This is a genomic window from Kitasatospora aureofaciens (assembly GCF_001188955.3).
Lineage (GTDB): Bacteria > Actinomycetota > Actinomycetes > Streptomycetales > Streptomycetaceae > Kitasatospora > Kitasatospora aureofaciens.
The window spans coordinates 1-12,848 of the sequence record NZ_JPRF03000026.1; the positions used below are offsets into that span (position 1 = coordinate 1).

Consider the following 12,848-nt stretch of genomic DNA (forward strand, 5'->3'; position numbering starts at 1 on the left):
GCCGGTGTCCGACCGTCCGGCCGCCGACGGCACCGCCCCGGGCCGCCCGGCCCGGCCGGTGTGCGGCTGCGCTGGCTGGGCAACAACGGCTGGGAGATCAGCTTCGGCGATCCCGACCGGCCCACCACGATCCTGATCGACCCCTGGATCACCCGCTTCCCCACCGGGACGTACACCCCGAAGGGCGCCGACCCCGCCACCCCGCTCAGCGTCGACACCGCCCTCATCGACAGCCTCCGGCTGCGCGCGGACCAGATCCTGGTGACCCACGGTCACTACGACCACCTGTCCGACGTCCCGTACCTCGCCGCCCGCACCGGCGCGACCGTCCTCGGCACCGAGACCCACGCCAACCTGCTGGCCGCGCTCGGCGCGCCCGAGGACCAGCTGTCGATGGTGCACGGCGGGGAGTACCTGCAGTTCGACGGCTACACCGTCCAGGTGATCAACTCACTGCACTCGATGACCGGCCCCCGCTCCAAGGTTCCTTTCCCCGGCACCCGCCCGGGTTCGCCGCCGCCCCGCCCGCGCGTCATCTCGGACCTCGTGGAAGGCGGCACCCTCGCCTACCTGATCACCGTCGGCGACAAGCTGAGCATCCTCGACAGCGGCGGCGCCAACTACGACGCCCGCCACCTCACCGGCCTCACCCCGGACGTCCTCCTCCTCCAGCCCGGCGGAGCCTCCGTCCCCGACTACGTCCCCCGCCTCCTCGACGTCCTCGACCACCCCCCGTACGTCGTTCCCACCCACTGGGACGACTTCGACCACCCCCTCAACGAACCCGCCCGCGACTGGGGCGGCCTCGCCGAGCTCGAAGCCGCCGTCCACCGGGCCGACCCGGAGGCCCGCTTCCTCCGCCTGGACCACCTGGAGAGCTTCACCTTCTGACTACGGCGCGCCTACCGCCCGGGCGTCCGGAACCGGCCCTTGTCACGGCGATCGGCCGCTGGAAGCATCACCCCGTCCGGCCGTGCCCCGGCGGAACCGTCCGCCGACGTGTGTGTCCTGGTCCGGGACAACGGCCAGATCCGGTACGACTCCTACGGCGGCGCCCGGTCCCCGTGGGCCTATGACGGCCCGGGCCACTTCGTCCGGACCCAGATCATCGACAACCTCGGGCTCGGGATCTCCTGGGGCATGTACAACCGATCCCTGCCGACTACGTCAGCAGCAGGCGGGTTCGGTCCTGGGGCCCGTCCTCGAACTCCTTTCGTCCGCGCCGCGGGCGGGAGTTCGAGGACAGGCCCTCGGGGTCAGTCGGTGGTGTTGCGGCGGCGGCGCAGCCAGATCAGGGCCGTGCCGGCTGCGGTGAGTGCGGCGGCGGTTCCGGCGAGGCCGGTGATCCGGGCGCCGGTGGAGGCGAGGCTGCCGCCACCGCCACCGGCGCCGGTTCCGGTGCCGGTGCCGCCGTTCGCGCCGCCCGTACCGCCGCCCGTACCGCCGCCCGCGTCACCGCTCGGTGTCGGGGGCCCGGTGGGCGTCGGCGTCGGGCCGGTGGTCGGTCCACCGGTCGGGGTCTGCGTCGGTGCGGGGGTTCCCGTCGGCGTGGGGGTGGGAGTCGGAGTGGGCGTCGGGGTGGGCGTGGGAGTCGGCGTGGGCGTGGGTGTCGGGTCGCCGCTGGTGCCCGCCTGGCCGCTGTTGTCGCCGCCCATGACCGTGACCCCGTCGTCCTTGTACGACAGCGCCTCGGCCTTCGCGTGCTGGGTGACGTCGTCGAGGTTCGGCTTCGCCGTCCGGAAGGCCGCCTGGTCGATCTTCTGCTGCGGCTGCTGCTGGAAGTCGACCCCGCCGACGATGTAGGTGTAGACGGTGCCGCCGAGCGGGAGCTGGTACGTGAAGTCGCCCTCGGTGAACGACTTCCGCATCTCGCGCCAGACGGTCATCTTGTCCCAGCCGGCGTTCTTGCCGCGCAGCGGCCACTTCGACACGTCGTTGCTGTCGATGATCTTGGTGAACGCGCCGCCGAACGCCTTCGGGTCCTTCGCGACCGTCTGGCGGACGTACTCGGCGCCGATGCGGGCCTTGTAGACGCGGCGCAGGTCCGCGTACTTCGGGTCCTCGTTCACCTCCTTCTCCACGATCGGCAGGATGGTGGAGCGGTAGACGTCCATGTTGTGGTCGATCTGCTCCTTGGTCAGGTGGCAGCTCTGGCCCGGGCCCGTGCTGGTGTAGTCCTGGGCCACGGTCTTGACTTCCAGCGGGCTGTCGAGGATGTAGACGCCGTCGTCCTGGACGCGCACCTTGGCCTCTTTGGGCACGATCCAGTTGCGGGTGGAGTTCATGCACGGCAGCCCGTCGACCCGGGAGATGCCGTACCAGAACTTGTTCCCGGCCTCCGTCTTCGGGTCCTCGGTCCGGCCGAAGTCGCGCTTCATGGCCAGGTCGGCCTCGAGCAGCACCCGTCCGGCGTCCGTCCTGTCGAACGGCGGCTGCATGATCGTGCTCGGGTCGTCGGGGTTGAGGTTGACCCAGAAGTGGTCCGGGGTGAGCGCGAGCCAGGTGAAGAAGGCGTCCGAGATGAGCTGCGCCTTCTCCTGGCCGCCGTAGCCGGGCTTCCCGTCCTCGTCGGTGTTGCTCGCGCTGAACGCGTACTTCAGGTTCCCGGCCTTGGTCTGGCCGACGTAGGAGAGGTCGAGGGTGGAGAAGTCGATGCCGCCGGGGCGGCGGATGTCCTGCTCGGGTTCCTCGATCAGGCCGTTGGTCCGCTGGGCCTCCTGTTCCGCCTCCTCCGGGGTCGGGGCGGAGCCCTTCACCATGTCGGTGCCGGCGCCGACGGACGGCTCGGCCGGGTCCGCGGTCATCGTCGCCGGGTCCTGGCGCAGGTACGGGGTCTGCTTGAACTGCGGCTCCGGGGTGGCCGAGTGCCGGTAGTAGTCGACCCCGGCGGCCTTGTACTTGTCGATCGTCCTGCCGTCCGGCTGCTGGCCGTTGATGTAGACGACCTTCCAGCCGCGCGCGCTCAGGGCCTTGTCCACCGGGAGCTGGGCCTTGTCGTAACCGATGCCGGACTTGATCTCGTAGATCGTCCTGGTCCGCATGTTGACCGCGTCGAACTTGCGGTCGCTCTTGGGGAACTGGTCGCCGAGCTCGTCCTTCAGCTCCTGGTACAGCTTCCCGTCGAGGTCCTTGAGGCTGCCCTGGCAGATCCAGTCGACCCCGCCGAGGTTGAAGTAGCGCACGACCTCACGCTCGTAGGCCTCGCCACGGCGGTTGTTGCCCACGTTGCGGGTGTAGACGTTGTTCAGCCAGTCGTTGAAGCTGCCCTTGTAGGGCGTGCTGCCGGCCTGCTTCTGCATCCAGGTCCCGACCGCGTTCTCGATGGTGCCCCAGTCGTACTTCTTCGGGTCCGACCCCTGGGGCAGCGGGATGCTGGACGGGTCCTCCAGGCCGTTGAAGCCCTGGGACGGCAGGTCGTACGGGTAGAGGCGCTGCTCGGCGTCCGGGGTGGCCCACTGGCCGGAGCCGGCGGGCCGGTAACCGGGGAGCGTGGACGGGTCCGGCGGCGTCGGCGAGGTGCCGTACTTGTCCTGGCAGCGCGTGATGGTCGGCGCCGCCTCGGCGTGCTCCTGCAGGCCGGGAAGTCCGGCCAGCACCAGCGTGGTGATGCCCAGGACGACGGCCGCGGCCTGGGCCGCCAGCCGCCCCCTGGGGCGTAACGGTGTCTGCACGGTGTGGCGATCCCCTCGTGGGGGCCGGAACTCGGACACGTGCGCCCGGCGGCGTGCGGCCCCCGTCGACACGTCCCCGGCGGGCGCCACCCTAGCCGCGGCGCGGAGGGAATTCGACGGCTTTACAGATCGGCCACAGAAGGCACAATTTCGCCTGAATTCACGGGAGTTGACGGCCCAGGGCATAGGCTGACCGACATGGACGACGATCACGGCGGGACGGGGCGGGCGATGCTGGAGGACTGGCTGGAGGACCTTCCCCTCCTCGTCGCCCGCCTGGAGCGGGTGCACCTGACGGACGGCCCGGCCCTCGACTACGGCCCCGGCTCGCTGGCCGCCCTGGAGCAGGTGCTGCTCGCCGAACCCGGCGGACCGGACGAGGACTTCACCCGCGCGGCGGCCGGATACCTGGGCGAAGTGCTGCTGGTCACCGGCGGCGGCCGGTGGGGCGTGGACGACACCGGACCGATCGTGCTCCCCGATCCGGCGCTTGGCCTGGCGCCGCTGTCCGTCGGCACACTGGTCGACGCCGCACTCGCCGAGGCCGGCGGCGAGGTGTTCGGCCGGGAGCACTCGCGGCTCGCGGCCGCCGTGGCCGCGGTCCGCGCGGAGCGCTCCGACTGGACGCCCCACAAGGAGGTCTCGCCGCTGGACCCGATCGGACCGCAGTCCGACGACCCGGTGCTGGCCGCCTGGCTGCGGGAGCGCCGGGCGGCCTTCCCGGCCTGGGCGGACCAGCTGCCGGGGGGCCGGAGCGCGTACGACTTCTCCCCGGCCGGCCTCGACGCGCTGGAGCGGGAGGTACGGCGGCGGTACCCGGCGGTGGACGCCTTCGACGCGGAGGCGACCGGCCCCTTCCCGAGCGGTCCGTCCCCGAGCGGCTCCTTCCCGACCAGCCCCTTCCTGGCCGGCGCGGTCTGGTACCTGGGCGAGGTCGTCTGCCTACGGTGCGACTCCGTCTGGCTCCACTGGCCCGTCGATCCCGCCGCCGAACCCGGCAGCCACCACCACCCCGACAACCCCTGGTCCGGCATCCCCTTCACCCACCAACCCCACCGGCGCGACGCCCAGGCCTTCAACCCGCTGGCCGAACTCCGCGGCCTGGTCCGCTACGGCGACGGCTACCACCTGCGCAACGTCCTGCCGTCCGCGCGCTGACGGCCGCCCGGCCGCTGTCGCGGCGTCACGGCTCGCTATGGACCACCCGTACAGCGTCGAGGTGGACCGCCGTCGATCCGCGCCCATGCGTCGGGAGAAGTTGACATGTCGGGAGTCTCCGACGCATGGTGGAGCCATGGCGGACGTCGACGTCTTCAGCGCGCTGGCCAACCCCGTGCGGCGGAAACTGTTGGAGAGCCTCCGGGCCGGGCCACGAGCGGCCGGGGAGCTGGCCGGGGAGTTCGAGCTCAGCCGGCCGGCCGTGTCCGAGCACCTGGCGGTGCTCCGGAACGCCCGGCTGGTGCGGGAGGAGCCGCGCGGGCGGCATCGGTACTACCACCTGGAGCCCGGGCCTCTGGCCGCGGTCGAGGAGTGGCTCCAGCCGTTCGAACGTTACTGGCGGGCGCGGATGCGTTCGCTGCACCGGCTCCTGGACGAGGAGGGTTCATGACCGAGAAGGCCGCGATCCACTGCGACGAGTTCCTGCCGTACCCGCCGGCACGGGTGTGGGAGGCACTGACCGATCCGGAGCTGCACGCGCGGTGGTGGGCCGCCGGGGACGTGAAGGCGGTGGTCGGGCACCGGTTCACGCTGGACATGGGGCCGTGGGGGCAGCAGCCGTGCGAGGTGGTCGAGGTGGAGGTGGAGCGGCTGCTGCGGTACAGCTTCGCCGCCGGGTCGCTGGACACCACCGTCACCTGGCGGCTGGTGCCCGAGGGGCACGGCACCCGGCTGCTGCTGGAGCACACGGGGTTCGACCTGGACAACCCGATGGGCCGGCAGGCCCACCAGGGGATGGGGCAGGGCTGGCCGTCGGTGCTGCGCAGGATCGCCCCGGCACTCGCGGAGTGAGCAGTGGGGAGATGCGGAGCGAGCAGTGGCGGGAGCGTCAGGCGCGGCCGAGGACGCGCCTGACGGTGATCTCGATGACCACCCGGTCCGGGTTCTCCCGCGGCGTGCGGTAGCGCTCGGCGTAGCGGCGCTCGGCGTCGGCGACCTGCGCCGGCTCGTCGCGCAGGACGGCCGTGCCCTCCAGGGTGGACCAGCGGGCCCGGTCGACCTGGCAGACCGCGACCGGCAGACCCTCGGGCCCGGCGGCCGCGACGTTGCGGGCCTTGCGGCTGGTGCGGCTGGTGATGACCCGGGCCGTGCCGGTCGCCGGGTCGAAGGTGACGCCGACCGGCACCACGTGCGGGGTCCCGTCCGGCCGGGCGGTGGTCAGGGTGGAGATGTGCCGCTCGCGCCAGAAAGCGAGGAAGGCGTCGTCGAGCTCGCGCGGGTCGTGGGCCATGATCGCGATGGTACGGCCCCCGGGGAGTGATCGACTCCCCGGGGGCCGTACCGGTACGGGCGGTCAGTGGCCGCGGGCGATCCACTCCGGCAGAGCCGGCGCCTCGGCTCCGATCGTGGTCGGGTCGCCGTGGCCGGTGCGCACCACCGTGTCGGCCGGGAGGGAGAGCAGCCGCTCCCGGATCGAGTCGATGATGGTCGGGAAGTGCGAGAACGAGCGGCCGGTGGCGCCCGGGCCGCCCTGGAACAGGGTGTCCCCGGTGAACACGGTGCCGAGCCCGGGCGCGTACAGGCAGACCGCGCCGGGCGCGTGGCCGGGGGTGTGCAGCACGGTCAGCTCGGTGCCGGCCACCTCGATCCGCCGACCGTCGGTGAGTTCGCCGTCCGGGAGCCGCTCGGGGTGGGTGAGCTTCCACAGCGGGAGGTCGTCCGGGTGCAGCAGGATCGGCGCGCCGGTGCGCTCGGCCAGCGCCGGGGCGGCGTCGATGTGGTCGTTGTGGGCGTGGGTGGAGACGATCGCCAGCAGCCGGCGTCCGCCGAGCGCGGCCTCGATGGCGTCGGCGTCGTGCGCGGCGTCGATCACCACCGCCTCCTCGTCGTCGCCGACGATCCAGACGTTGTTCTCCACCTCCCAGCTGCCGCCGTCGAGTTCGAAGGTCCCTGCGGTGACCAGCCGGTCGATCCGGGCGGCCATCAGAACACCACCACCGAGCGGAGGACGTCGCCGTGGTGCATGCGCTCGAAGGCCTGCTCCACCGCGTCGAGTTCGATGGTCTCGGTGACGAAGGCGCCCAGGTCCAGGCGGCCCTGGAGGTACAGGTCGATCAGCATCGGGAAGTCCCGGGTGGGCAGGCAGTCGCCGTACCAGGAGGACTTGAGCGCGCCGCCGCGGCCGAAGACGTCCAGCAGCGGCAGTTCGAGGGTCATCTCGGGGGTCGGCACGCCGACCAGGACGACGGTGCCGGCGAGATCGCGGGCGTAGAAGGCCTGCTTGTACGTCTCGGGGCGGCCGACGGCCTCCACCACGACGTCCGCGCCGTTGCCGCCGGTCAGCTCGCGGATCGCCTCGACCGGGTCGGTGGTGCGGGAGTTGACGGTGTGGGTGGCGCCGAGCTTGCGGGCCGTCTCCAGTTTCCGGTCGTCGATGTCCACCGCGATGATCTTCGACGCCCCGGCCAGCCGGGAGCCCATCACGGCCGCCCCGCCGACTCCGCCGCAGCCGATCACGGCGACGGTGTCGCCGCGGCCCACGCTGCCGGTGTTGATCGCGGCGCCGAGGCCCGCCATCACGCCGCAGCCCAGCAGTCCGGCGACGGCCGGCTCGGCGGCCGGGTCGACCTTGGTGCACTGGCCGGCCGCGACCAGGGTCTTCTCGGCGAAGGCGCCGATGCCCAGCGCCGGGGAGAGCTCGGTGCCGTCCAGCAGCGTCATCTTCTGCTTCGCGTTGTGGGTGTTGAAGCAGTACTGCGGGCGGCCGCGCTTGCAGGCGCGACACTGACCGCACACCGCACGCCAGTTGAGGACGACGAAGTCGCCGGGCTCGACCTCGGTCACGCCCTCGCCGACCGACTCCACGATGCCCGCGGCCTCGTGGCCGAGCAGGAACGGGAACTCGTCGTTGATGCCGCCCTCGCGGTAGTGGAGGTCCGTGTGACAGACGCCGCAGGCCTGGATCCGCACCACCGCCTCGCCCGGCCCCGGGTCCGGTACCACGATCGTGGTCACCTCCACGGGCGCACCCTTGGCACGCGCGATGACTGCCTTGACCTGCTGGGCCATCCGATTCCACCTCCATCGGCCGATGCGGCTCTGCACCGGCGTGACCTGCGACAAACGACTGCAGAGCGCCTGCAGAAGCACTGCAGAAGGACCGCAGGAGAACTGTAGGAGCACTGCTGAAGGACTGCCTACGAAGGGTAGCGCCCGACCGGTCGGGTGCCGACGCGGCGTCCGGCCCCGCGCGGCCCGGCGGGCAGGGGCGCTCGAGTGGCGCTGAGCGCCCGTCAGCATGCTGCGAACTGCCCGGAAAGCGCCGCCGTTGGCTGGAAGTGCCGCAGACGGGTGCCCCGCCGTCCACGTACGGTCGTAGCTGAGACGGTCCACGCGACCACGCTCAGCACATCCGCCCCACCTGACGGCACGCCACCGCACGCCGCACGTGCCGGGCGCGCACCGACCGTACGCCCCGTACGTTTCGCGCCATCCGGCGCCGTCCGGCGTTGCCCGCGCACGGCCCGTGCCCCCGCCCGGGCAACGCTCCCCGCACCACCCGGCACCACCCGCACGACCGCCCCACCCGCACCACCCGGCACCACCCGCACCGCCGGCCCTGGTCGAGCCGCCCCCGGCCGAACCGCCCGTCCCCCTCGCCACACCCCGGATGCACCCCCCGTCGGGCCGCCCCCGCGGCCCCCGCCCTGGAGTCTGGAGTACGGATGTCCACCGAGAACAGTGCGACCGGTGCCGGCACCGGCACCGCCCCGCTCCCCCCGATGCACTGCCTGCGCCACCTGGAACCCGGCCCGCCCCGGCTCGCCGCGCTGCCCACCGGAACCCCGGTCTGGCTGGTCAGCCGGCACGCCGACGTCCGCCAGGTGCTGACCGACCCGCGCCTCGGCCGCGCCCCGCTCTACGCGCCGGACGCCCCGCCGCTCATGGTCACGCCGAACATCCTGGACGACCCGCAGAGCATGCTGAACATCGACGGCACGGAGCACCAGCGGCTGCGCCGCACCGTGCAACGGGCGTTCACCCCGCGCGCGATCGCCCGCTGGAAGCCCTGGGTGGCCTCGGTGGTCGAGTCGCTGATCGACGAGCTGATCGACAGGGGCTCCCCCGCCGACGTCGTCGGCGCCTACACCCGGCCGCTGCCGGTCGCGGTGATCAGCCGCCTGATGGGCCTGGACAACCTCGACAGCAAGCGGCTCGCGCACTGGAGCGACCACGCGCTCTCCACCACCGCCTACAGCGCCGAGGCGATCGGCACCGCGATGACCGAGTTCGCCGCCTTCGGCGCCGAGGTGATCGCCGACCGCCGCGCCGACCCTGGCGAGGACCTGGTCAGCAGCCTGCTCGCGGCCGCCGCCGAGGACGGCTCGATCACCGAGGGCCAACTGATCGCGCTGGTCATCGGCCTCGTGGTGGCCGGTCACGAGACCACCATGACCAGCCTCGGCAACGCCCTGGTCTACCTGCTCCAGGACGGCCACGAGGCCTGGCAGCGGCTCGCCTCCGACGAGACGAGCGCAGCCGCCGCGACCGAGCAGATCCTGCGGGCCGTCCCGCTCGGCGACGCCGCGGAGCACATGCCCGGGCTGCTGCGCCGCACGGTGGAGGACGTCGAGATCGGCGGGGTGGTCATCCCGGCCGGCAGCGTCGTCGCCGCCGACACCGGCTCCGCCAACCAGGACCCGGAGGTCTTCACCGGGGACCTGCGCACCGAGCTGTTCTCCCCGCTGGCCGCGCCGATGCTCACCTTCGGCGCCGGACCGCACCACTGCCTGGGCGCCTGGCTGGCCCGGATGGAACTCGAACTCGCCCTGCACCGGCTCGCCCGCCGGCTGCCCGCGCTGCGGATGGCCGACCCGGTCGAGGACATCGACTGGCGGCGCGGACTGCTCACCCGCAGCCCCAACGCGCTGCGGGTCGCCTGGTGACGGGCCCCGCCGGGACGGAGCCGGTGGTCGTCCGGGTCGACCGCGACCGCTGCATCGGCTCCGGGATGTGCGCGCTGAGCGCCCCAGGCTCGCTGGCCCTGGACGCCGACGGGCGGGCCCGGCCGGTGGCCGAGTACGCCGACGCGGGCGCCGAGCTGACGGACGGGCTGGCCGAGGCGGTGGAGTACTGCCCGGTCGAGGCACTGGCCCTGCACTCGGCGCGTGGAGGGTACCGGATCGCCCCGGCGGAGTGACGGCCCGGCCGGTGTCGGCTGCCGCACCCGCGGCAGCCGACACCGGCCGGATCAAGGCCGAGACGCACTCCAGCTCCTGCAACGTCAGCTCGGGCAACACCGGCGACGGCACCGGGTTCGGCGGCGCACGTTCCACCCGGGCAGCTCATGCTGCGGACACAGGCTCTCCTCCCTCAGCTCTGCAACAGACGGTTGAAGAAGGTGCGGTACTGCTGGAGGGCGACCCGCAGCTCCTCGGTCTCGACCTCGTCACCCCGGTTCCACTGGCCTTCGAGGCTGCTTCGGCGGTCGGCGAAGGACGCGGCCAGTCGCTGCATGAGGTCGGCGACGAGGGCATCCGCGGTGTGGACGGCCTGGCGGGGGTCGTCGACGAAGTCCGTCTGCACCTGCTGCCAGCGCTCGCGCAGCTCCTGGGTCTCCGCCGCCGGGAGCAGCGGTTCACGGTCGGCGCTGCGGCCCTCGTCCGACTGGTCCGGCACTTCGCCCTCCTCGGCGCGGATCGTGCGGTCACCTGCCTCGTCGGGGCCGCCACCGGTGCCGGTGGTGCCGGTCGTGCCAGGGGCCTCGGTCGTGCCGGTGTTGCCGGTTGTGTCCGTAGCGCCGGTCGTGTCCGTAGCGCCGGTCGTGTCCGTGGTGCCGGTCGTGTCCGTGGTGCCGGTGCTGCCGGAGGCCTCGGTCGTGCCGGTCGTACCCGCGATGTCAGCGGTGCTGGTCGTCCCGCTCGTGTCGGCCGTGTCGGACCTGTCGGCGTTGCCGGTGGCCTCGCCCGGGTAGACGGCCCGCTGCCTCTCCCGGGACTCGATTCCCTCCTGCTCCTCGGAACCGAACACCGTAGTGTCCCGCTCGGCCCCGGTCCGCTGTTCCTCCTCGGTGGCGGCGGACTTCTCGGTGGTCATCCGCCCCTTGTCGTCGAAGTGCATGTGCGACATCTCGGTCATCTCCTTCCGGCCCCGCTGTCCCGGCCCGGGGGCTCGTCACCGTTCAGGAGCTCCGCGAACAGCGCGCGGTAGTGCACCATCGCGCCCCGGAGCTCCTCGGTGGTGGCGTCGGCCCGTCGGGCCGAGGCGTTGGTCGCGTGGGCCGCACGGTAGTGCTCCAGCGTCCGTCCGTGCTCGACGGACAGGTCCCGGAGCTGCTGTTCGTAGCCCTCGGTGGGATAGCCGCGGTCGTGCATCAGCAGGGTGACCAGCCGGTCTGCGTGCTGGACGGCTTCGCCCGGCCGGTCGACGAACTCCTGCTGGACCCGCTTCCAGTCCTCGGTGTACCGCTGTCTCGCGTCCGGTGGCAGCGGCGTGATCTGCAGCTGGTCGTGGCGCTGTTCCCGCTCCCGCAGGTCCCGCTCGGCGGCCCGGTGGCTGCCGGTACGGTCGACGGCGCGCTCGTACTCCGGGCCGAACCGCTGTTGCAGCCGGCGGCGGCGGTTCACGTACCACAGCACCACGGCGGCCAGGATCAGTACGACCACCACGGGGACGATGATCGCGATGAGGGTCCCGGTTGACATCAGGTCCTCCCTCGTCCTTCGGTGCTCAGCCGCTGCCCACATTCAGCGGGTCGAAACGCCCGGTGCCAGAACGGCGCGCAGTTCGGCGGCCGGGTCGCCCTCGTGGTACGGACGCTCACTGGGCTCGATGTGGTCCAGGAACTCCTGGTACCGCAGCGCGTAGGACAGGTGGTACAGCGGCTCGGCGAGCTCCAGGGCGCGGCGCGGGTCCGAGCCGGGGGCGTGCTCGCGCCAGGCGGCCGTCCAGACCACGGCGGCGTGCTGCCAGGCCTCCGGGGTGAGGTAGGCGCGGGGGCGCAGGCCGTCCAGGGCGGGGTGGCCGAGGCAGGCGTCCGCGTAGTCGACCACGACCGGGCTGCCGTCGTTGGTGCGCCAGTTCCCGGGGTGGAAGTCGCCGTGCAGGAGGGTTTCCGGGAGCCCGCAGGCGGCCAGCCCGTCCAGCAGTGCGGGCAGCTCGGCGGCGAAGTCCCGCAGCCGGTCCTGCTCTGCGGCCGTCAGGTCGGTCTCGGCGGGGAGGCGGTCCAGCAGCGCCAGGAACTGGGCGTGCAGCGCGGCGGGCGTGCGGTCTCGCAGGCCCGCGAGCGCGCCCGGGCGGGCGGCCAGGGCCGCCTGGGCGGCGACGAAGCGCGGGACGACGTCGGCGACGGTCCCGGTGGACGGGCTCCAGCAGTCCTCGCCGGGGACGTGGTCGAGCAGCAGCCGGCCGTGGGCCGGGTCGGCGGCGAGGACGGTCGGGACGAGCGACGGGTCGGCGGCGCCGAGCAGCGCGATCACCTCTCCTTCCAGGGCGTTGAACCGCGGGCTGGTGGTCTTCAGCCAGGCGTCGGTGCCGGCGGCGGTGGAGAGTCGGAAGAGGGCGGACAGGTTCCAGGTCCGGATCTGCCGCGCGGCGGCGCCGGCCGGGCGGCCGATCGCGCCGAGTTGCGTGTCGGCCCAGGCCAGCGCGGCGCGCAGGCCCTCGGGCGTGGCCCACGCGGCGCGGCGGTCGGCGGGCGCCAGCAGGGCGGCCGTTCCGCCGTCCAGCGGGCGGGGTTCGAGGGCGGTCGGCCGCCGGAGCGCCTCGGCGTGGTAGCGCACCCGGCCGCCGTGGCCTGGGTCCTCGCTGTGCCCGTCGACCAGCCTGGTCACCAGCACCGGCGCTCCGGCCAGTTCCGTCGCCCGCGCGACGACCCCGTCCACCGAGGACCACCATCCGAGGTCCGCCTCGAACGGGCCCAACTGCCCGAAGTACTCCTCCCCGTGGGTGAGGTCGACCGTCACGGTCCGGCTGCTCGCTCGCTGCATCCGGGCAGCTTCGCCGACCGGCCTCCGGGAG

At 73.0% G+C, this 12,848-nt stretch carries 13 protein-coding genes; 6 read left to right on the plus strand and 7 right to left on the minus strand.

Features of this window, described 5'->3' with window-relative positions:
• On the plus strand, positions 1-891 hold an 891-nt coding region (locus tag HS99_RS17965), incomplete at its 5' end, for an MBL fold metallo-hydrolase (RefSeq protein ID WP_063737879.1).
• A gap of 365 nt (positions 892-1,256) precedes the next feature.
• Here the strand turns inward: HS99_RS17965 and HS99_RS44115 are convergent.
• On the minus strand, positions 1,257-3,671 hold the full coding sequence (locus tag HS99_RS44115) for a hypothetical protein (protein ID WP_030554839.1): 2,415 nt from the start codon (positions 3,669-3,671) through the stop codon (positions 1,257-1,259).
• Positions 3,672-3,869: 198 nt separating this feature from the next.
• On the opposite strand from HS99_RS44115, the gene HS99_RS17975 reads away from it, so the two are divergent.
• From HS99_RS17975 to HS99_RS17985, 3 genes are all read left to right on the plus strand, one after another.
• Complete coding sequence (locus tag HS99_RS17975) at positions 3,870-4,829, plus strand: hypothetical protein (RefSeq protein WP_050366365.1); 960 nt, start codon at positions 3,870-3,872, stop codon at positions 4,827-4,829.
• A 136-nt stretch (positions 4,830-4,965) separates the two neighbouring features.
• Entirely contained in the window at positions 4,966-5,280 is a 315-nt protein-coding gene (locus HS99_RS17980) for an ArsR/SmtB family transcription factor (RefSeq protein ID WP_030280638.1), read from the plus strand.
• Positions 5,277-5,681, plus strand: a complete 405-nt coding sequence (locus HS99_RS17985) for an SRPBCC family protein (protein WP_030280641.1) — start codon at positions 5,277-5,279, stop codon at positions 5,679-5,681. The genes HS99_RS17980 and HS99_RS17985 overlap by 4 nt, the downstream gene beginning before the upstream one ends.
• 37 nt (positions 5,682-5,718) lie before the next feature.
• Here HS99_RS17985 and HS99_RS17990 read toward each other — a convergent pair whose 3' ends face one another.
• From HS99_RS17990 to HS99_RS18000, 3 genes are all read right to left on the minus strand, one after another.
• Positions 5,719-6,120: a pyridoxamine 5'-phosphate oxidase family protein gene (locus HS99_RS17990; RefSeq protein WP_030280649.1), complete on the minus strand. Its 402-nt coding sequence runs from the start codon at positions 6,118-6,120 to the stop codon at positions 5,719-5,721.
• Positions 6,121-6,183: 63 nt separating this feature from the next.
• Positions 6,184-6,813 (minus strand): MBL fold metallo-hydrolase, encoded by a 630-nt coding sequence (locus HS99_RS17995; RefSeq protein ID WP_030280651.1) that lies wholly within the window; start codon positions 6,811-6,813, stop codon positions 6,184-6,186.
• Entirely contained in the window at positions 6,813-7,898 is a 1,086-nt protein-coding gene (locus HS99_RS18000) for an S-(hydroxymethyl)mycothiol dehydrogenase (protein ID WP_030280653.1), read from the minus strand. Before HS99_RS18000 ends, HS99_RS17995 begins: the two co-directional genes overlap by 1 nt.
• 656 nt (positions 7,899-8,554) lie before the next feature.
• Between HS99_RS18000 and HS99_RS18005 the strand changes: the two genes are divergently transcribed.
• Positions 8,555-9,775, plus strand: coding sequence for a cytochrome P450 (locus HS99_RS18005; protein ID WP_046386684.1), 1,221 nt, complete (start codon positions 8,555-8,557; stop codon positions 9,773-9,775).
• Positions 9,772-10,029: a ferredoxin gene (locus HS99_RS18010; RefSeq protein ID WP_141763751.1), complete on the plus strand. Its 258-nt coding sequence runs from the start codon at positions 9,772-9,774 to the stop codon at positions 10,027-10,029. The genes HS99_RS18005 and HS99_RS18010 overlap by 4 nt, the downstream gene beginning before the upstream one ends.
• Before the next feature lie 173 nt (positions 10,030-10,202).
• Here the strand turns inward: HS99_RS18010 and HS99_RS18015 are convergent, their stop codons facing one another.
• Genes HS99_RS18015 through HS99_RS18025 form a run of 3 tightly spaced genes read right to left on the minus strand, consistent with a single transcriptional unit; the run spans position 10,203 to position 12,817 of the window.
• A complete protein-coding gene (locus HS99_RS18015) occupies positions 10,203-10,967 on the minus strand; it encodes a hypothetical protein (protein ID WP_050366366.1) in 765 nt (254 codons plus the stop codon).
• On the minus strand, positions 10,964-11,533 hold the full coding sequence (locus tag HS99_RS18020) for a hypothetical protein (RefSeq protein WP_030280668.1): 570 nt from the start codon (positions 11,531-11,533) through the stop codon (positions 10,964-10,966). The genes HS99_RS18015 and HS99_RS18020 overlap by 4 nt, the downstream gene beginning before the upstream one ends.
• A gap of 42 nt (positions 11,534-11,575) precedes the next feature.
• Positions 11,576-12,817, minus strand: coding sequence for a phosphotransferase family protein (locus HS99_RS18025; protein WP_046386685.1), 1,242 nt, complete (start codon positions 12,815-12,817; stop codon positions 11,576-11,578).
• Positions 12,818-12,848 lie beyond the last annotated feature (31 nt).